Genomic DNA, 18,498 nt, shown 5'->3' with positions numbered 1-18,498 from the left:
AGCCGTTTATAACTGCCCTTTAAAGTCCTCGTGGTGACATTAATACGGCAGTGTCGTAAGTTTTTACGTGTTGGTGGTATGAGGTGTCTACATGACTTAATTTTGCAGGCGGCACACGCCTGTCGGCTCATACGGCTTTTGCTTTTAATGAAAATGGAATCTTTTTGGGTTTTATTGTTTGAGTTTTCTTGCTGTTATCCTGGGGGTGGGTTTCTAATGAGGTCTATTCCTTGGGTTTTTTGCATGTGCGGCATCGCTACTGTTACGGTTTAAGTAGTATGCGTCTAATAAGTATCGATGCAGTAACCAGTAATTAATGTGGTTGCTATGGATTCTACCGTAATAGATATCGTTCACCAATAGAGCGCTATCATGTTATTTGTTTGCAATACAGATCTGCCATAAATTGCAGGAACAATGTGCAGTGTTGACTGCAAGTCAACGTGTTGATAGTCCAGGCGTATAAGTCGAAACAAGGTGCTTGAGTGCACCTGGTCCCGTGTGCCTGCCGGTGAGTCCTCCATATACGGCCGACAGGAAATTAACTATGTTTCATCATCAACCGAAGCGTCACCCAATCAATACTAAACTCAAACTACACTACGGCAACGAGTATCGTGGTTTCGCTGTGCAGCAGCAGCTGACACACGGTCCTTTGATTGAAAACTACCTGGAGCGTGGACTTGAAACTTTGCAAAGCTGTCTCTCGGTACAGGCCCGTACCTTGGTCTGTAGGGTAGACTTGCGTTACCCCGTCGGCCTGATGCCGTCAGATGCGCTCGTCAGCAATGAGGTGATGAGTCGCTTCTTCTACCATCTAAGTAAAGAGCTGACCTGGGCGAGTACAAAGTACACGACTGATATCCGCTACATCTGGTGTCGAGAGCGTAACAGCAGTCAAGCACCGCATTACCACGTCATGTTGCTGCTCAACTACGACGCCATCGGGGGCCTAGGTAACTACGGGCCTAGCGACGACGGTACTTATAGTAGGAACAACTTGTTTCATCGCGTCGTGCGTGCTTGGGCCTGGGCAATTGGTTGTTCTGAATACGAGATGTCAGGGCTAGTACATGCCTGCCAAGACAAACTAAGTGGGCGGGTTTACCAGTGCTTGGATCGACGCTTTCCTGACTCGCTCAGGCCGGTTGTCTACGCTATGAGCTACTTGTGCAAGACGTACAGCAAGGCGCAAGAGTTAGGGCAAGGCTTTGCTGTGTTCACTACCAGCCGAATCTGAGTGCTGCGGCATACCTGTTCAATTTACCTATTGTATGGTCCGGCATTGCCGCACTATAACTCACTAGATAGGAGTCTTTCGTATGAGCTACAGCGATTATTGGCGTCGTAAATTTCTTGCCGAACATCCTGAGTATGAACAACAGTGCCAGGAGCTTCGGTATGAACCGGAGAGTTCATCTCCATCTGTCCGGGCTGCTCCTCTCCCATGGCATGCGAGGGTAAATACAGCGCCGGAGTCAAATTACACATTACCTTTAGCTGGAGCTGCTTCGTCTAATTTCGAAGTCTCGGAGATCTTCCCGCATAAACGGCCAAAGATGTGTCACGGAGTCACGCCAGACTCAAGCATCATCAGGCTTGCATGTTGCTTGCGCCAACGCTTGAGGCTAACCCAGCAAGAGCTCGCTGCGCATTTGGGGGTCAGCGCTCGCACGCTGCAGGACTGGGAGCAGGGGCGACGTCATCCCACTGGGCCTGGAAAAGCCTTACTGCAGTTGTGGATCGACCGGCAATCAGTGGCCCCCTGAGTCGTTCTGACTGAGAGTCAACGTTTTTCCTGGCTATGGGGCGACTGGGTTCCGAAGGACGGAAGGGATCTGAACGGCAAGCAAGACTGCTATTCCTGCTACTAATAGCAGGAATAGCAGCTGCAGTGGTCCCGGCTAAATCCGGTGGGGTGGGGACAAGCTACTAGGATGACAATTTCTAGATCGCAGTGTTTCTAAAATGTCAATACATCTGCTTAGCTTTGGAAAACCCATTTAGCATCCCTGACGACTCCTAGTGGCACGGGCTGTAGAGTCCTTCCCTATTGAGTTCGCAACTGAAGAGGGCGTGGTGATGGGCAACGAAAGTAGTGGTAAATCAACATTAAGAATTTTACGCATTCGGCAGTTGCGAGAGTGCATTGGGCTGAGTAGATCGACAATTTATGACCGACTAAATCCAATGTCGCCTAGATACGATAGTACATTCCCAAAGCCAATTAAGTTGGGGAGGTTTGCGGTGGGTTGGGTTGAGGAAGATATATATCGGTGGATTGGATCTAGGTCTCAAAGAGGCCAGGAAGATTTTGTCGTGATCTCTGAAGGTGTTTGATTTATGAGTTTCTCTAGCTTTGGGTCTTGGGGGGGCTCTGCTTTGGAGGGGGGCTTTCCAAGGTATATGTCTTTACCGGTGATAGTGAGTGCGGTGGATGAGGCGGAAGGGCATATAAAGGCCCCGAGGGCACTCGTTTTTTCATCTGCTCTGACGGCGATCGCTACAGCTTCTCAAGGTTTGATTGATGTTTGTAAGCCGAATGGACAAATAGTTCCAGCATCGCTGATGCTGCTGACGATTGCGAACTCTGGAGAGAGGAAGTCTACGGCGGAGAATATATTTCTTAGAGGAGTTCGCAATTTTCAGGATGAAAAGGATTTGATTTATCTTAAGAAGCTTTCTGAATGGAATGCGAAATGGTCAGTCTGGGAGGCTCGCCGGAAGGCCATGTTGAAGGAAATACTTCGTTCAGGTGATGAAGAGGAAGGTGACGAATATCAGATATTTATGGCGCATATGGGTAATGAGCCGGTCAAGCCTAGACGTTTTAAGTTAATCTACGAAGATGCTACCTCAGAGGCTTTGTTTTTGGGGTTATATCAGAACATTCCTGCAGCAGGGCTAATTTCTAGTGAGGGTGGGGGAGTGTTGAGTGGCAAGGCATTTAATGATTTGTCGAAGCAGAATGCCTTGTGGAGTGGGGATGCAATAACTGTTGATCGAGTATCGTCTGAAAGCTACGAGCTAAGAGCTCGTCTGACGGTATCGATAATGGTTCAAGAAAAAACTTTCTTGAGTTATATGGAAAAGAATGGAGAGATATCACGGGGATCTGGTTTGTGGGCTAGGTTTTTGGTTTGCAATCCAAGATCGACCCAGGGAACTAGATTGATTGGTGGAGGGGTGGTCACTTGGAATTGTTGCGAGAAATTCTCTGAGCGCATTGGGGAGATACTTAAAGAAAGTGTTGGATTCTTGATGGATCCGGCTAGGTCCAGGTTAGTGATTAGGTTTTCTCAGGCGGCGGCTCAAAAATGGATAGAAATTTTCAATGCGATTGAGTCGGGTATTGGGCCGGGAGGAAGGTTTTTTGGTATGGGTGATCATGCGTCAAAGTTGGCAGACAATATTGCAAGGGTGGCTGCCCTGTTTCATTTCTTTGAGAGAGGGAGTGGTGATATAGCTCTGGAGACCTTGGATGCTGCTGCTGATGTGTGCTTTTGGTACTCTGGCGAGTTTCTGCGTCTGTTTACATCGCTGCCTCAGGAAGAGATCGACGCACAAGAGTTGGATGACTGGCTACAAGTAAGGCGTGAGGCAGGTGATAGATTTGTAGCAAAGAATATCATACTGCAAAAGGGGCCTGGGAAGTTACGAAAAGTAAAGCGGTTAGATTCGGCCATTGAGGTACTCTCGACGCAGGGTAAGGTTTTGCTGTCAAAGCTTGGAAATGTTACATGTCTCGATATTTTTCCTGAGTATTCGATGAGTAACTTTTCTCCTAGGACTATTATCTCTCCTTACAAGTCTTCAATTTAGGGGTGTATGGGTCCTTCGTGATGTTGTGTCGAGATCAGGATAGATGTCGAGGTATAAGTTTGTTTTGAGGTCTCGATTATGATGATTAGCCTGAAAGGCTCGGTTTCTTGCAGGTGTGTTGTAAGTTTTGCCGTTTCGTGTAAGTCGAGAGCGCCACCCGTTAGGATGGCGTTTCATTATAGGTGAATTTCGTTCACTGGAGTTTCTGGATGACGTCATCCAGCGATCGGACCTCTGCTAGCTGCTCTGCGCAGGTTTGCAGTTGATCCATGTCGTTTGTAGCCTCCAGCTTTTCAATTGCTGATTTCGGCAATTCCCCAAAGCGCTGTTTAAGTTGCAGAGCTAATGTTGCTCGCACGCCTTCAATACGCCCCAGGGTGCGTGCGGCATCTAGATCCATCTGGCGTGACTCTTCCGTATCCTGCTTGGGAAACGAATGGCGCAGCGAGTATCCTAATTGTTCTCGATCCGCTTGTCGCTGACTGCCTCGGGTGACAGTGCGAGTAATATCAAACAGGACATTGCGAACCTGGAATTTTAAGTCTTCGAGGTTGGTGATGTCTAACATTTGGTATTCTTTGTTGGCTTTGAAAATGCGTGTTGCCATTTCGTCGGCAGCTACGGTTTTATCCAATTTTTTAAATTTAGGGTCGTTATATATCATGCCTCGGATCATGGATTCAAGAAGCAGTGATTTCATGCTATTAGAGGGCTGCTGATTCTTGCCCTGTCCCCCGGCGCTTGCTCGATTGCTGTAGTGCTTGCTTTCCAGATTTTTGAGTGCTTCGAGCATCGCCAAGTGGCGATTGGATAGCATCAGGGCATTGATCATCTTCTGCAGGATATGATCAGTTGCAGCGGCTTCTAGGGAACTTATTGGGATGAAATGATTTTTATAAATATATTTCACATAGACTGCTTGGCGTAAAGCTATCTCGGAATGCTTGGATAATTGCTCGTCAATCGCATGTTTACCTTGTCGGATAGTCAGCTCGATTTGTTGATCTTGCGAAGGTTGGATCTCTAGGCTTTCCATCCTTTCATACAACCACTGCGCGTGTTGTTGGTGTGCAGGCAAAGCGATCTTCTGCAGATCACGTACCTGCTTTTCGACGTTTTCAGCTTGGGCGAGTAATATCGTCGCTGTACGCATATCTGGCTTTGGTCCACGCTCATTCCGGAAAGACAAGCTTATACTCCTCATTGTTCGAATGGGGCCTCAGTGTAGTGGGGCCAGCATGAGAGGTGAGATCGAACGTCTGTTGCTAAAGTCGTCTCTTGCAGGTTCTGTGGACTATACGGGTGCAACAATATCTTATAAAGATGCGGTGACGAGAGTCTCTGAGACCATTTGGTCCAAATGTAGTCCAAGCTTGTGCCAAGCGTCAGCCATCTCTTTTGTATAGCTATGACGCTGATAGGTGCGTTTAACCTTGTTTTCTTCAGTGTGATTCAGGCACCGTTCTGCTACTTCAGGAAGTACTCCCAAGGCAGTCATGATAGTGGCGCCGGTGCGCCTCAGATCATGCGGGGTCCATTTCCCTCCGCTCAACAAGAGGGCTTGTGCTTTGGCGCTACGATTACTCATCACTCCCTGATCAGGCTGGCGCTGCCTGTCGCCAAGTTGCTTGGTTACGGTCTTGGAACAGACCGGGCCGCTGTCTTCCGTGTTGGGGTAGCACCAAGCGGAGTGACTGTTAAGTACTCTGATTTTTTTGAACTGCCGGATGGCAAATGAAGAGAGCGTGATGCTGTGGGCTTTTCCGTTTTTGCTGTTCTCTGCCGGTATGAGCCAAATGCCTCTGGCGAGATCAAGGTGCTCCCAGCGTGCATTGAGCAGTTCTCCAATGCGGCAGCAGGTGGAGAGGGCAACCCAGATTGCAGCTTCGGTGGACGGGAGTAGGCCGGCTTCAGGAGTGAGCAGGGCTAGGGCGCGGATCTCATCATCGCTCAGCACTCGGTCGCGTTCGACTTCCTTGCCGCCAATCTTGGCCTTACGGATGCTGGCAGTCGGATCGTGCTCAATCAGGTCTCGATCTACTGCGAACCGAAACATTTGTCGCATCAGGCTAAGGATCAGCTTGGCCATACGGTTGACGCCGCGAGCGAGAAGGGCATCGGTCACTTCGGTGATGTGCCCTTTTTTTACGTCTGCTACGGCTATTTTGCCTAACAATGGCAAAACGTCCTTTTCAAACATGCGGCGAACCTCTGCTCCACCATCCTTGCGGTTGATTAGGTCGACGGTGGCCCAGTGTTCGAATAGCTCGGAGACGCTTTTTCTTGCGGCCTGTCGGGCTTGCTCCGCTTCTGCGGCTGCTTTTTCTGCTGCTAGGCGAGCGAGCTCGGCGTCCCGGGTGGCCACGCGCGCGGCCTCTTCAGCTTCAAAATGCTCCCGGATATCCCGAACTCCTGCCTTGTGCAGGCCAGCAAGTTCCTTCGCACGTTGGCCAGCTTCGGCCAGGGTCATGGTTCCCTCAAGCCCCTCACGGCTGTAGGTGCCGATGGGATAGGTGATACGTTCACCGATGCTGTTCGCGTAACGGAAATAAAAGAGGCGTTCTCCGCTGGTGGTGATGCGAGCGACCAGGCTGCCATGCCCCCAGATGGCAACTTCACTGAGCCACTTGTCACTGGCCCCGGGTTTGGCGGTCATTTGTCGGTCTGTAATCTTGGCCATTTGGTTAGTTTTTCCGTTGCCAATTGGTTGCCAATTGAGATTCTCTGGTTGCCAATTCGTTGCCAATTGAGATCGGCTTTCCTCGAACAGCTGTGGGCTATTTTGGACAGTAGAATGGATAAAATCCAGTAAAACAGGGGTTTGAGCATTATGCTTCGGATGAGGTTGAATCAGATAGGATGGGTATTTACCTTTATGGGGTGCAAGGGGTCGAGTGTTCGAATCACTCCGTCCCGACCATATATTTCAGTGACTTAGGCCATTTCCGAAAGGGATGGCCTTTTTCATGTGCGTGACTTTTGCGTGACTTCTCAGGTTTTTACGCCTGCCTCCTCTTCAAAATGGTCAGTACCGGCCCACGCGAGTCCGTCGCTGAAACTTTGTTTGCCGCCTCTATCAACTGCCCCAGCTCCGCGCCAGAATAGTGACTGATCACGCTTCCGTTCTTGTGACCAAGTAGCGACTTCCGATCTTCCTCTGTTACACCAGCTGCTTTCAGGCGTCTGCCGAAAGTGTGCTTCAAGTCGTGGACCCTGATCGAAGCGAACCCAGGGTGTGCCGGCCGCAAGATCAACTATAGAGCAGGCATCAACGTCCTTCGCTAAAGGAATCAACCAGCTTGTTGAGAATGCCTTCTTGGTACTGGCGGTTGTAACAACCAGGTTGATTCGGCGGGGTGTCATCGCACGCGATATTGTGTGCGCGGGTAGGGCTCCCATAAGTGCTATTGGAGAAATGAGAGCAACCGCTTAGCAAACAGATCCCAAACCCAAGTACCAACAATCCTTTTTTCATATCCTGCCTCGCACATAAGTCAATGCAGATTTGACGATTTAGCAGCCTAAAAGACACATTCATGCCCGCCAAGTGCGGGCTTCTTTTTGCTTGGAGAACCATGGCCAGACTCACCGAATCCCAGGCCGGAGGCGCGAATGTGCTCCGGTTTCTGGATCTGATCGCCTTTTCAGAAGGCACCTCTACCGTCAAAGGCAGTGATGATGGCTACAACGTGCTGTACGGCGGTGGGCTGTTTCAAGGCTATGCCGATCACCCGCGCCGCAAGCTGACTTTTCCCATAAACGGCAAGCCGGTCACCAACCTCAAGCGCGCCACCTCCCTCCTGCTGTTGCTGGCCACAGCCTCACTCACCGCGTGCCTCCCTTGGAAACGCGAACGCGCCGCCTACGCGGACCTTTGCGAATCCGAGTTCCAGTTCAAAGTGCCAGGCCCGCAGGGCGAAACCACGCTCTACCTGGAAACCTACCTCTACGACCACGCGGCACAGTGGGGTGAAAAGCGTTACGAGCAAGGCCTGCACGTGCAGTACCCAGGCGAGGAATACCCGCGGCCAGAATTTTTCGTGCAGATGATCGCCTACAACAAGGACCGCCAGCGCCCGTCCACCGACTCAAAACATGGTGAACCGCCGATTCCGGTGCTGTACGACAGCCGCCAGGCCTACATCATTTTCGAAGACGGCTCGCGCCTGAATGCGCGGCCCGAGGTGTACGTGGGCCTCAACGATGTCTACGACTATCCCTCAGTGAATGAGCGGGCTGCCAGGCCGTGCCCGTACGACATCAACAGCGATGAAGTGCACCGGATGATTCCCAAGCTCACCAACAACAAGCGCTACGGCTCGGCGTATGTAATCTTCCAGACGGACAAGCTGAACGCTGACTCCAAGTGGACCATTCACCTGGGCAGCTTGCAGGTGCAGGGGCGCACAGTGGCGATTCCGCCACTGCAGTTGTGTTATCACCCGGTGAAGAAATGGATCGGCATCGAGCCGCTGATGAAGCCGTGAAGCTGCAGCAAGGTTGGTTTGGTGGTGTTTGGCGGGGGTGGGAGCGAAAGGGAATTTCTGTCAGAAATGCTGATTTTTTCTTGAGTCTGGGATTGCTGAACGGCGTTGAAGAGCTGGCGACCGCTTTGCGGTCCGGTCGCCACGCAAGGTCGGATAGGCACGCCACCTGAACGATGTGATTTGGCCGCGATCGAACCTCCAGGGCCTGGTCTGGCTTCATCGCTCGCAAGCAAGCGCATGCTGCACAGGCCACGAGCTCTCCAGCCGCAGCTCGTAAGTGTTGGCCGAATGGATAGGTGTTGTGTCAGTTCTGCCACCCTGATTTCCCTTCGATTTCCATATACTTTCACTGTTGTTATCAAGATATTTCAGCCAAATTGGCGCCAGGCGTTAAGGTGTTCCGTGACTGCAAATCCGACCGATGTGAAGCTTGGCGAGTTACTGCTGGCAGATGTTCTCAACGCTCCGGGCGTTTGGGTAGAGCCGCCTAATGTCCGCAGGGGAGGTGAGAGCGGTGTGTTGCGGGTAGAGCTGGGTGGGCTGACGTTCTATAAAAAGCAGCAGGTCGGGCATGTCTATCGAAGCCTGCGTCACCCTTTCGGCCACCCAACCGTTGCACGCGAGGCAAAGGCTGTGCGTGCTGCTACAGCGCTGGGGGTTGGTACGCCCGAGCTTGTGTACAGCCATATTCATAAACACCAGGGAGAGTGGCAGGCCGTGATGGTCACGGCGGCGCTGGAGGGCTACGTGTCGCTCGAAGACTTCCGTGCCCGGCAGCTGGAAAAAACGCTAGGGCATCATCGCTATCTCGAAATTCTTGAAGCCTATGGCCGAGCACTTGGCAAGCTGAATCTTGGAAAGTGGCAGCACGGTTGCCTGTATCTGAAACATGTCTTCGTCGATTTCAGGGCGCCAGGCGTGGCTGTCGCCTTGCTAGACCTGGAAAAGGCCAGAAAGCGCTTCAGCGCCAAACAGGCCGCCCGCCATGACTTGCGGCAGGTCAAGCGTCGGTCAGGCTGGGATGGCGAAGAGTGGGGGGCGTTCTGTCGGGGCTACAGGCATTCGTTCGGCACAAAAGCCGATGTATTGCTTTGACAGCCCGTTGTGCTCCATGACCTGCCCACCCATCCAGCATGGATGGAAAGCCAGTAGCGACTTCCCTGGTTGCATAGTACGGTCCGCCTTCAACAACCCCCCCCGGTGCGTTGTCGCCAATCCCACGGACCGGGACTCTCATGACCTGGGAGGTCGAATGGAAGTCGCTCGAAAGATCAGCCAACAAGCATTGGATAACGCTCTGGTAGCTTTCGCCCGCTACAAAATCGGAGAAATCAAAATCTTCGACCTGGAACAGGCGATGAGCTTCGAAGCGGGCGAAGCCCTATCCGAAAGCGGTCTGGTCCAGTTCACAATCGCCAAGATGGCGTCTGGCCGGTATCGCATCAGCGATGAAGGGGAGAACGCCATCACACAGGCTGGTCGGGATCGCCTCGAGGCCATCCGCGGCAGATCGTGATCTATTCAGCGTCGAGACGGCCGCAGTGGTGTACTGCGGCCGTTCGCCTGGCGCACCGCTCACTCCTGCACAAGGCTGGTTTGAGCCGGTGCCTGGGGCATTTGTGGGCTTATGCTTGGCACAACCATATTGCCGAGTTTGAATTGCTGGTAACTGGTGTAGGGCAGCATAACGGTGTCCACAATGCCCGACATCGCCATATCGACCAGAATCTGGTACGGATCTGAATGGGCTCCAGTTCTTTCAGGGCCAGTCAAATTGCAAAATTGGTAGGCTACACCGCTATACATCCGTGGAATGGCTGGGCAATAGGAGTTCCACTCAGCCAGATCGCCCACTGCCTTTGACTCATTCGATACCGTACGCACGGTTCCACATCCGCTTATCGCTGCTGCGATGATGATCCCGATCCATGGCCTCATGATGCTGTCTCCTCTGCAATGGCCAGCCATTGTGCATCAGCTCTATTCGTCGCTTGCACGTACAAGGTTAGTGATCATACCTCGTTCGTTTCTGACGCTTCTGGATGACCTCAGGGCACGCCATGCCAGCAAGGCCCGCGACTTCTTTTTCTTGCAGGCAAAAGAAAGCCCGCTGCTAGTCGGGCTAGAGGTGTTTCACATGGGGATGGCTTGATTGTCCCTCTGCAGGCGTGAAAATGAGGTGAAAATAACGTGCTCACCCTGTGATTTGTGCCGTTCAGGATGAACGAGTCGTCACCGAAGTGAGTCTTCAGGAAGCAAGTCTGTATTGGCTGCAACGATACGGACATGGACCTACTGACGAGCTGAGTGTGTGTATGCGGGACAAGAAGGCGCGCGGAGCCAAGATCAAAGACAGGGCAACGGTCCTCTGCCTGCGCAGTGGCAGGATCTTGCTGGTACGGAAAAAAAGCGGGAAGTGGAACTTCCCCGGCGGCGCTATCGAACCGGGCGAGTCGCCTGTTGCAGCGGCTGCGCGGGAGCTGCAAGAGGAAACGTCCATTGAAGGCCACGGTCTCTTTCACCTGTGCACCCTTCAGCTGGGGTCAACCATTCACCATGTGTTCACTACGCATGTCGATGATCAGGAAAAACCCGTGGCTCGCAATGAGATCGTGGCCTGCAAATGGGTGCTCAGAGACAAGCTGAGCCCAGCCATTCTCAATGCTAGGGCCGCTGAGCTGCTATCAAGCCAACTGCCTGCGTTGACCGCTTAGTTACTTCAGCACAGCGGCATCGCGCCTGGTCTCATCTTTCTCACATCTTGCTCATCATTGGCCTCCAGCAGGTTGCCAGGGCTGAGCGTGCACGCAGCGCGCCCAGGCCGGTTGCCGGTAGATCATGGCAAATGCGGCTGTTAAATAATTGCAGCACATACGCACGCTCGGCGGTCGATCCAGTTATATCGGCTTAATCCCAAAGTAGGGTAAGCCGCACGGCTTGGGGTACAGCCAATTTCGATCGCTGGAGGCGCTATGCGGATGAGGGGTAACGTGTATTGGGCGTGGGTCGACCCTGCGCTGAACCATCGCAGCCATGAAGAGACCCTGGCAGACGGCAGCCGGATAGATGTACAGGTCAGGCTTTCGCGCAGCGGGACCACGCAGATGTTCCTGGGGGTGTATGCCCGTTCCGGGATGGCATTGCACGAAGAGGCCTACGACTGCTGGCCGAAGCGTTCATTGGTTCGTGCCTTGGCCTGGGGCAGCGTGCGTGCGCGGCAGATAGCCGAAACAGGCGTGTCCGCCGTGCCCCCCAAGGCCGCCCTGCAATAAGCACCCGGCGGCCTTCTGCCTTAGCTGGTCGGGTCCTGCCCCAGTACTTTGCCCAGCGCCACGCGCGCATCCTCAAGCTGTACCAGCGAGGCATGGCGTGCACCGAGTGCGTCGCCATTCTGGATGGCGGTCAAAATGGCCTTGTGCCGGGGCAGGGCGAGTTGGTTGAAGTTTGGCCGCTGGTTGGAATAGCGCACCGATTCGCGCAGGGCCATGGACAACATGTTGCACAGGTAGGCCAGCAGGTCATTGTGGGTGGCGTCGGCGATGCGGGCGTGGAAGTCCAGGTCCGGTTGCAGCCGCTCTTCATGGGTGCGGGCGGCTTCCATGCGTTGATACGCTTCGCTGATCGACTGCACATCTTCGGCCGTAGCGTTGGTGGCGGCCAGTGCGGCGGCAGCGGGCTCGATGACCCAGCGTACGCTGGACAAGGTATTGAAAAAGTCCTTCTGCGGCGTGGCCTGCATCAGCCAGTGCAGCACGTCTGGGTCAAGCATGTGCCAGTCATGGCGCGGCCGCACCAGGGTACCGACCCGGGGGCGGGCTTCGACCAGGCCTTTGGCAGTCAGCGCACGCATCGCTTCGCGGAACACGGGCCGGCTGATCGCGTAGCTTTCGCACAGGCTGGCCTCGTTGGGCAGCTTCTGCCCGGGCGCGAGTTGGCCAGAGACGATCTGCAGGCCGAGGTCCTGTACCAAAGTGGTGTGCATGCTCTTGCGCGTGGAGGGCTGGCGGTAGTTCATGGGGGGCGCGGGTGGTCCTTCAAGCGGGGGGAGCATCATAGCATCAGTGAATGGGCGGCGGCCTTTTGACGAGGTCGCAGCAGTTTGGCTTGGTTCGGCGGGAAACAGCGTGGTGGGTGGAACGGGCTTCGCCGGTGTTCGCGGCTGAGCCCGCTCCTTCATTGCGGGGTGCGGCTGGTCAGTGGGAATGCTTGGGCACCGCTGCCCCTCGGCAGCCCACCAGGAAGTCGAAATCGCAGCCTTCATCGGCCTGCATCACATGGTCCAGGTACAGCTTGGCATACCCGCCGGTGATCAACTGCGGCGGGGCTTGCAGGTCGGCCAGCCGGCCGGCCAGTTCCTCGGCGCTGATATCCAGGTGCAGACGGCCCTCCTTGCAGTCCAGTTCGATCCAGTCACCTTCCCGCACTGCGGCCAATGGCCCGCCTGCTGCGGCCTCGGGCGCCACATGGAGTACCACGGTGCCGTAGGCAGTGCCGCTCATGCGTGCGTCCGAAATACGCACCATGTCGGTTACGCCCTGGGCCAGCAACTTCGCCGGCAAGCCCATGTTGCCGACTTCGGCCATGCCCGGGTAGCCCTTGGGCCCGCAGTACTTCATCACCAGTACCGAATTGGCGTCTACATCCAGTTCAGGGTCGTTGATGCGTGCCTTGTAGTCTTCGAAGTTTTCGAACACCACGGCGCGGCCACGGTGCTGCATCAGCGCCGGGGTGGCGGCTGACGGTTTGAGCACCGCGCCCTTGGGCGCCAGGTTGCCACGCAAGATGCAGATACCGCCATCGGCCACGAGTGGGTTGGCCAGCGGGCGTATCACTGCTTCGTCATATAACGGCGCGGCCTGGCAGTTGGCCCACAGGCTGTTGCCGTTGGCCGTCAACGCGTCGGGGTTGGGCAGCAGGCCATGTTCGCCCAGGCGGCGGATGACCGCCGGCAAGCCACCGGCGTAATAGAACTCTTCCATCAGGAAGCGGCCCGATGGCTGCAGGTCGACCAAGGTCGGTGTCCCGCGGCCAACGCGGGTCCAGTCTTCCAGTTGCAGGTCTACGCCAATGCGCCCGGCAATCGCCTTCAGGTGGATAACGGCGTTGGTCGAGCCGCCGATGGCGGCGTTGACGCGAATCGCGTTCTCGAAGGCTTCGCGGGTGAGGATTTTCGACAGGCGCAGGTCTTCGCGAACCATATCGACAATGCGCATGCCGGAAAGGTGGGCGAGGACATAGCGGCGGGCATCCACTGCCGGGATGGCGGCATTGTGGGGCAGGGAGGTGCCCAGCGCTTCGGCCATGCAGGCCATGGTCGAGGCGGTGCCCATGGTGTTGCAGGTGCCCGCCGAGCGCGACATGCCAGCTTCGGCGGAAAGGAACTCGTTGAGGTCGATCTGGCCGGCCTTGTAGGCCTCGTGCATCTGCCAGACGATGGTGCCGGCGCCAATGTCCTTGCCCTTGTGCTTGCCGTTGAGCATCGGCCCTCCGGTCACCACGATCGCCGGCACGTCGCAGCTGGCAGCGCCCATCAGCAGCGCCGGGGTGGTCTTGTCGCAGCCTGTCAGCAGCACCACGGCGTCCACCGGGTTGCCGCGGATCGCTTCCTCCACATCCATGCTCGCCAGGTTGCGGGTGAGCATGGCGGTGGGGCGCAGGTTGGACTCGCCGCTGGAAAACACCGGGAACTCCACCGGGAAGCCGCCAGCCTCCAGCACGCCTTTTTTCACATGCTCGGCAATTTTGCGGAAATGCGCGTTACACGGCGTCAACTCCGACCAGGTGTTGCAGATGCCGATGATCGGCTTGCCCTGGAATTCATGGTCCGGAATGCCCTGGTTCTTCATCCAGCTGCGGTACATGAAGCCGTTCTTGTCGGCGGTTCCGAACCATTGGGCAGAGCGCAGGGGGCGTTTGGCGTCAGACATATCGGGAGACCTTATTAGTATTACTATTTGTCGTTTATTGCCTAACTGTACTGCGTGAAATCGCGCATGTGAAGGCTTGCTGTTCCAAATAGTATTACTATATGATCCTGTCGCCAGGTTAGCGGTCTGCCAAAAAGCCCCGGCCGGGTGCTGTGATCATTACAAGAACAATTGGAGACATCGCCATGATTCAGGAGCAGCGGCTTGTCCGCCTGATCACACTGAAACTCATCCCTTTTCTGGTTCTGCTTTACCTGGTGGCCTACGTCGATCGTTCGGCGGTGGGCTTTGCCAAGCTGCACATGGGCGCCGACATCGGCCTGGGTGACGCGGCCTATGGCCTGGGTGCCGGGCTGTTCTTCATCGGCTATTTTCTGTTCGAAGTGCCGAGCAACCTGCTGCTCGACCGCTTTGGCGCGCGGCGCTGGTTCGCCCGCATCCTGGTGACGTGGGGTGCAATTACCATCGGCATGGCCTTCGTGACCGGGCCCAATGGCTTCTACGTGATGCGCTTCTTGCTCGGCGCCGCCGAGGCGGGCTTCTTTCCGGGGGTGCTGTACTACATAACCCAGTGGTACCCGGTGCGGCATCGCGGCAAGATCCTGGGCTTTTTCATCCTCTCGCAGCCCCTGGCCATGCTGATCACCGGGCCGCTTTCCGGCGCGCTGCTGGGACTGGAGGGCATCTACGGCCTGCATGGCTGGCAGTGGCTGTTCATCTGCATCGGCACCCCGGCGGTGCTGCTCGCCTGGCCTACCTTGCGCCTGCTGCCGGACGGGCCTGCCCAGGTGCGCTGGCTCAGCGAGGCACAACGCAGTTGGCTGCAGGAGCAACTGGCCAACGACCTGCGTGATTTTGGCCAGACCCGCCATGGCAACCCGCTGCATGCGCTCAAGGACGGCCGCGTACTGTTGCTGGCGCTGTTCTACCTGCCGGTCACCTTGAGCATCTACGGCCTCGGCTTGTGGCTGCCAACGCTGATCCACCAGTTTGGCGGCAGCGATCTGGTCACGGGTTTCGTTTCGGCGGTGCCGTACCTGTTCGGCATCATCGGCCTGTTGATCATGCCCCGCAGCTCTGACCGCCTCAACGACCGCTACGGGCACCTGGGCCTGCTGTGTGCGCTGGGCGCCATAGGCCTGTTCCTCAGTGCCTGGCTGACGGTGCCGGTGCTGCAGTTGGCCGCGCTGTGCGTGGTGGCGTTTGCCCTGTTTTCCTGCACGGCCATCTTCTGGACGCTGCCTGGGCGGTTCTTTTCAGGTGCCAGCGCAGCCGCAGGCATCGCCCTGATCAACTCGATCGGCAACCTTGGCGGCTACCTGGGGCCGTTCGGTATCGGCGCGCTCAAGGAACACACCGGGCAGTTGTCTTCGGGGCTGTATTTCCTTGCCCTGGTGATGCTGTTCGGCGTGCTGCTCACCGGCGTCGTCTACAACCGCCTGGAGCGTCGCCAACGCCTGGCTTCCACGCGGGCCGCCGAAGGCGCCCGCTGAACTTTGCAACCGACAAGCGAGCACATCAACCATGCGACTGATTCAATTCGAAAGCGCCGCCGGCGCGCGCCATGTGGGCGTGGTGGAAGGCGAGTACGCCCTTGAAGTGCGGGGCGTCAGCAGCACCCGTGAGCTGGCCTTGCAGGCCATTGCCGCCGGCCGCGATCTGGCCAGTGAAGTCCGGGCCGCTGGGCTGGGTGAGCGGCACGACTACCTGGCCTTGCTGGCCCAGGGCCGTGTGCTGCCACCTTTGGACCACCCGGACCCGGCGCACTGCCTGGTCACCGGCACCGGCCTGACCCACCTGGGCAGCGCCGCCACCCGCGACAAAATGCACCAGCAACAGGCCGAAGGTACCTTGACCGATAGCATGCGCATGTTCCAGTGGGGCCTGGCGGGCGGGCGGCCGCCAGCGGGTGAGGAGGGTGCGCAGCCGGAGTGGTTCTACAAGGGCGACGGCGCGATCGTGGTGCGCCCCGGCGCCGACCTGCCGCTGCCGGCCTTTGCCGAAGACGCCGGCGAGGAGCCTGAGCTGGTCGGGCTGTACCTGATCGGCCCGGGCAATACCCCGTACCGGCTTGGCTACGCCTTGGGCAACGAGTTTTCCGACCATGTGCTGGAGCGGCGCAATTACCTGTACCTGGCGCATTCCAAGCTGCGCGCCTGCAGTTTCGGCCCGGAGCTTCGCCTGGGGGCGTTGCCAGCGCACCTCGAAGGCACCAGCCGCATTCTGCGCGATGGCCAGGTGCTGTGGAGCAAGCCGTTCCTGTCCGGCGAGCAGAACATGTGCCACAGCTTCGAGAACCTGGAGTACCACCACTTCAAATACAGCCAGTTCCTGCGCCCTGGCGATGTGCATGTGCACTATTTCGGCACCGCCACACTGTCGTTCGCCGACGGCGTGCAGGCCCGACCGGGCGATACCTTCGAAATCAGCCTCGACGCCTTTGGCCAGCCGCTGCGCAACGGCGTTGCCGCAGCGCCCGGGCAGGTTCGCCCGGGGCTGGTGAAAAGCCTGTGAGGGCCAGGCCTTCTTTCTTGTTACAGGAGTCAACCATGTCTGCAAGCAATTTCATTGGCGGCCAGCGCAGCGCTGCTGGCAGCGTTCACCTGCAAAGCCTCGATGCGCGCACCGGCGAAGCCTTGCCGGGGGTCTTCACCCAGGCCACCCCTGGCGAGGTGGCTGCCGCTGCCGAGGCCGCCGAAGCGGCATTCGTCGAATACAACGGCATGGCGCCCGAGCGTCGCGCGCAGTTTCTGGATGCCATTGCCGACCAGCTGGACGCGTTGGGCGATAGCTTCATCGCCACGGTGTGCCGCGAAACGGCCTTGCCTGCTGCGCGCATCCAGGGCGAGCGCGGCCGAACCAGCAATCAGCTGCGCCTGTTCGCCAAAGTACTGCGCCGCGGCGATTACCTGGCGGCGCGCATCGACCGCGCTCAGCCACAGCGCCAGCCACTGCCACGCCCGGACTTGCGCCAGTACCGCACCGGCGTAGGGCCGGTAGCCGTGTTCGGTGCCAGCAACTTCCCCCTGGCGTTCTCCACTGCCGGCGGCGACACCGCAGCAGCGCTGGCCGCTGGCTGCCCGGTGGTGGTCAAGGCGCACAGCGGCCATATGGCCACGGCCGCGCAGGTGGGCGAGGCTATCGAGCGGGCGGCGCAGGCGACCGGCATGCCTGCCGGGGTGTTCAACATGGTCTACGGTAGCGGTGTGGGTGAAGCGTTGGTGCGCCACCCGGCCATCCAGGCGGTGGGGTTTACCGGTTCGCTCAAGGGCGGGCGTGCCCTGTGTGACCTGGCGGCAGCACGCCCCCTGCCGATTCCGGTGTTCGCCGAAATGAGCAGCATCAACCCCGTGCTGGTCTTGCCCGCGGCGTTGCGCGCGCGCGGCGGGCAGGTGGCCGAGGCGCTGGCGGCTTCGGTGGTGCTGGGCTGTGGGCAGTTCTGCACCAACCCCGGGCTGGTCATTGGCATTGCCGGTGAGGCATTCACCGCCTTCACTGCAACGCTGGCTGCGCAATTGGCCGACCAGCCCGCGCAAACCATGCTCAATACAGGCACCTTGCGCAGCTATGCCAGTGGCGTGCAGCGCCTGCACCAGCACCCAGGCGTGCGCCACCTGGCCGGTGCCGAGCAGGTTGGCGACCAGGCCCGGGCGCAGCTGTTCCAGGCCGATGCGAGCCTGCTGTTGAACGGTGACGAACTGCTGCAGGAAGAAGTGTTCGGGCCTGCCACGGTGCTGGTCGAAGTCGCCGACGAAGCCGAGCTGCGCCGCGCCGTGCAAGCGTTGCACGGGCAGCTCACCGCCACCCTGATCGCCGAGCCGCAAGACCTCCAGCAGTTCGCCACGCTGGTGCCGCTGCTGCAGCGCAAGGCAGGGCGCCTGCTGCTCAACGGTTACCCCACCGGTGTCGAAGTGTGCGAAGCGATGGTGCATGGTGGGCCCTACCCGGCCACCTCCGATGCCCGCGGCACCTCGGTCGGCACCTTGGCCATCGACCGCTTCCTGCGCCCGGTGTGCTTCCAGGACTACCCCGATGCGCTGCTGCCCGATGCGCTGAAAAATGCCAACCCGCTGGGGCTGCAGCGCTTGGTCGACGGCCAGCACAGCCGTGAGGCATTGATCTGACGCAGGCTTGGGCATGGCGGCGGTCCAGGCCTTGCAGGCCGAACGGCGCCGACGGGGGAGTTTGTTGCCAAATGTGTGATTTCCTTCACGCACTCGGCGTCAAGAATGCGACCCCCGCCGTCGTCGAGGGGGACTGAA

At 57.3% G+C, this 18,498-nt stretch carries 17 protein-coding genes and 2 pseudogenes; 13 read left to right on the top strand and 6 right to left on the bottom strand.

Annotated elements, in window-relative coordinates:
- Positions 1 to 547 precede the first annotated feature (547 nt).
- The 4 genes from QME24_RS02430 (at position 548) to QME24_RS02415 (ending at position 3,822) form a co-directional block, all read left to right on the top strand.
- Complete coding sequence (locus tag QME24_RS02430; protein ID WP_064590685.1) at positions 548 to 1,240, top strand: inovirus-type Gp2 protein; 693 nt, start codon at positions 548 to 550, stop codon at positions 1,238 to 1,240.
- A gap of 82 nt (positions 1,241 to 1,322) precedes the next feature.
- Entirely contained in the window at positions 1,323 to 1,769 is a 447-nt protein-coding gene (locus QME24_RS24735) for a helix-turn-helix domain-containing protein (protein ID WP_311295122.1), read from the top strand.
- Positions 1,770 to 2,082: 313 nt separating this feature from the next.
- On the top strand, positions 2,083 to 2,340 hold the full coding sequence (locus QME24_RS02420) for an AlpA family phage regulatory protein (protein ID WP_281690739.1): 258 nt from the start codon (positions 2,083 to 2,085) through the stop codon (positions 2,338 to 2,340).
- 3 nt (positions 2,341 to 2,343) lie between these two features.
- Positions 2,344 to 3,822 (top strand): YfjI family protein, encoded by a 1,479-nt coding sequence (locus tag QME24_RS02415; protein WP_281690738.1) that lies wholly within the window; start codon positions 2,344 to 2,346, stop codon positions 3,820 to 3,822.
- Between the two features lie 193 nt (positions 3,823 to 4,015).
- Here QME24_RS02415 and QME24_RS02410 read toward each other — a convergent pair whose 3' ends face one another.
- The 3 genes and pseudogenes from QME24_RS02410 to QME24_RS02400 form a co-directional block, all read right to left on the bottom strand.
- Complete coding sequence (locus tag QME24_RS02410) at positions 4,016 to 5,011, bottom strand: hypothetical protein (RefSeq protein ID WP_148661755.1); 996 nt, start codon at positions 5,009 to 5,011, stop codon at positions 4,016 to 4,018.
- Positions 5,012 to 5,137: 126 nt separating this feature from the next.
- On the bottom strand, positions 5,138 to 6,502 hold the full coding sequence (locus QME24_RS02405) for a site-specific integrase (RefSeq protein ID WP_064590676.1): 1,365 nt from the start codon (positions 6,500 to 6,502) through the stop codon (positions 5,138 to 5,140).
- 319 nt (positions 6,503 to 6,821) lie between these two features.
- Positions 6,822 to 7,070: pseudogene (locus tag QME24_RS02400) on the bottom strand (site-specific integrase); the annotation flags it as partial.
- Positions 7,071 to 7,397: 327 nt separating this feature from the next.
- Between QME24_RS02400 and QME24_RS02395 the strand changes: the two are divergent.
- The 4 genes and pseudogenes from QME24_RS02395 to QME24_RS02380 all read left to right on the top strand — a co-directional run.
- Positions 7,398 to 7,601 (top strand): annotated as a pseudogene (locus QME24_RS02395) (glycoside hydrolase); the annotation flags it as partial.
- A gap of 21 nt (positions 7,602 to 7,622) precedes the next feature.
- On the top strand, positions 7,623 to 8,309 hold the full coding sequence (locus QME24_RS02390; RefSeq protein ID WP_341791288.1) for a hypothetical protein: 687 nt from the start codon (positions 7,623 to 7,625) through the stop codon (positions 8,307 to 8,309).
- Between the two features lie 402 nt (positions 8,310 to 8,711).
- Positions 8,712 to 9,404, top strand: a complete 693-nt coding sequence (locus tag QME24_RS02385; protein WP_223809599.1) for a lipopolysaccharide kinase InaA family protein — start codon at positions 8,712 to 8,714, stop codon at positions 9,402 to 9,404.
- A gap of 157 nt (positions 9,405 to 9,561) precedes the next feature.
- Positions 9,562 to 9,825, top strand: a complete 264-nt coding sequence (locus tag QME24_RS02380) for a hypothetical protein (protein ID WP_009685869.1) — start codon at positions 9,562 to 9,564, stop codon at positions 9,823 to 9,825.
- Positions 9,826 to 9,884: 59 nt separating this feature from the next.
- Here the strand turns inward: QME24_RS02380 and QME24_RS02375 are convergent, their stop codons facing one another.
- The gene (locus QME24_RS02375) at positions 9,885 to 10,247 is read right to left on the bottom strand and encodes a YceK/YidQ family lipoprotein (protein WP_054904109.1); all 363 of its coding nucleotides are present in this window, start codon (positions 10,245 to 10,247) and stop codon (positions 9,885 to 9,887) included.
- Between the two features lie 377 nt (positions 10,248 to 10,624).
- Here QME24_RS02375 and QME24_RS02370 point away from each other — a divergent pair, with 377 nt between their 5' ends.
- Together QME24_RS02370 and QME24_RS02365 are read left to right on the top strand one after the other, a co-directional pair.
- Positions 10,625 to 11,023: an NUDIX hydrolase gene (locus tag QME24_RS02370; RefSeq protein WP_009685866.1), complete on the top strand. Its 399-nt coding sequence runs from the start codon at positions 10,625 to 10,627 to the stop codon at positions 11,021 to 11,023.
- A 258-nt stretch (positions 11,024 to 11,281) separates the two neighbouring features.
- On the top strand, positions 11,282 to 11,581 hold the full coding sequence (locus QME24_RS02365) for a hypothetical protein (protein ID WP_054904107.1): 300 nt from the start codon (positions 11,282 to 11,284) through the stop codon (positions 11,579 to 11,581).
- A gap of 20 nt (positions 11,582 to 11,601) precedes the next feature.
- Here the strand turns inward: QME24_RS02365 and QME24_RS02360 are convergent, their stop codons facing one another.
- Positions 11,602 to 12,324, bottom strand: coding sequence for a FadR/GntR family transcriptional regulator (locus QME24_RS02360; protein ID WP_054904106.1), 723 nt, complete (start codon positions 12,322 to 12,324; stop codon positions 11,602 to 11,604).
- A 178-nt stretch (positions 12,325 to 12,502) separates the two neighbouring features.
- Positions 12,503 to 14,236 (bottom strand): IlvD/Edd family dehydratase, encoded by a 1,734-nt coding sequence (locus tag QME24_RS02355; RefSeq protein WP_192439919.1) that lies wholly within the window; start codon positions 14,234 to 14,236, stop codon positions 12,503 to 12,505.
- Positions 14,237 to 14,421: 185 nt separating this feature from the next.
- Between QME24_RS02355 and QME24_RS02350 the strand changes: the two genes are divergently transcribed.
- Genes QME24_RS02350 through QME24_RS02340 form a run of 3 tightly spaced genes read left to right on the top strand, consistent with a single transcriptional unit; the run spans position 14,422 to position 18,360 of the window.
- Positions 14,422 to 15,729, top strand: a complete 1,308-nt coding sequence (locus QME24_RS02350) for an MFS transporter (RefSeq protein WP_029884937.1) — start codon at positions 14,422 to 14,424, stop codon at positions 15,727 to 15,729.
- Positions 15,730 to 15,760: 31 nt separating this feature from the next.
- Positions 15,761 to 16,750, top strand: a complete 990-nt coding sequence (gene araD1, locus QME24_RS02345; RefSeq protein WP_274999859.1) for an AraD1 family protein — start codon at positions 15,761 to 15,763, stop codon at positions 16,748 to 16,750.
- A 35-nt stretch (positions 16,751 to 16,785) separates the two neighbouring features.
- Positions 16,786 to 18,360, top strand: coding sequence for an aldehyde dehydrogenase (NADP(+)) (locus tag QME24_RS02340; protein ID WP_280091742.1), 1,575 nt, complete (start codon positions 16,786 to 16,788; stop codon positions 18,358 to 18,360).
- The last annotated feature ends 138 nt before the right edge of the window (positions 18,361 to 18,498 follow it).

Origin of the sequence: Pseudomonas sp. PARCl1 (assembly GCF_947311875.1) — a bacterium.
Taxonomy (GTDB): Bacteria; Pseudomonadota; Gammaproteobacteria; order Pseudomonadales; family Pseudomonadaceae; genus Aquipseudomonas; species Aquipseudomonas juntendi.
Note: the sequence above shows the minus strand (reverse complement) of the source record. Positions and strands in the feature narration are given on the sequence as shown.

Bases quoted from the DNA above. Each gene is read 5' to 3' on its own strand.
- QME24_RS02420 (WP_281690739.1), top strand. From the start codon at position 2,083: ATGGGCAACGAAAGTAGTGGTAAATCAACATTAAGAATTTTACGCATT.
- QME24_RS24735 (WP_311295122.1), top strand. From the start codon at position 1,323: ATGAGCTACAGCGATTATTGGCGTCGTAAATTTCTTGCCGAACATCCT.
- araD1 (WP_274999859.1), top strand. From the start codon at position 15,761: ATGCGACTGATTCAATTCGAAAGCGCCGCCGGCGCGCGCCATGTGGGC.
- QME24_RS02370 (WP_009685866.1), top strand. From the start codon at position 10,625: ATGCGGGACAAGAAGGCGCGCGGAGCCAAGATCAAAGACAGGGCAACG.
- QME24_RS02405 (WP_064590676.1), bottom strand. From the start codon at position 6,502: ATGGCCAAGATTACAGACCGACAAATGACCGCCAAACCCGGGGCCAGT.
- QME24_RS02350 (WP_029884937.1), top strand. From the start codon at position 14,422: ATGATTCAGGAGCAGCGGCTTGTCCGCCTGATCACACTGAAACTCATC.
- QME24_RS02340 (WP_280091742.1), top strand. From the start codon at position 16,786: ATGTCTGCAAGCAATTTCATTGGCGGCCAGCGCAGCGCTGCTGGCAGC.
- QME24_RS02375 (WP_054904109.1), bottom strand. From the start codon at position 10,247: ATGAGGCCATGGATCGGGATCATCATCGCAGCAGCGATAAGCGGATGT.
- QME24_RS02360 (WP_054904106.1), bottom strand. From the start codon at position 12,324: ATGAACTACCGCCAGCCCTCCACGCGCAAGAGCATGCACACCACTTTG.
- QME24_RS02415 (WP_281690738.1), top strand. From the start codon at position 2,344: ATGAGTTTCTCTAGCTTTGGGTCTTGGGGGGGCTCTGCTTTGGAGGGG.
- QME24_RS02355 (WP_192439919.1), bottom strand. From the start codon at position 14,236: ATGTCTGACGCCAAACGCCCCCTGCGCTCTGCCCAATGGTTCGGAACC.
- QME24_RS02380 (WP_009685869.1), top strand. From the start codon at position 9,562: ATGGAAGTCGCTCGAAAGATCAGCCAACAAGCATTGGATAACGCTCTG.
- QME24_RS02430 (WP_064590685.1), top strand. From the start codon at position 548: ATGTTTCATCATCAACCGAAGCGTCACCCAATCAATACTAAACTCAAA.
- QME24_RS02365 (WP_054904107.1), top strand. From the start codon at position 11,282: ATGCGGATGAGGGGTAACGTGTATTGGGCGTGGGTCGACCCTGCGCTG.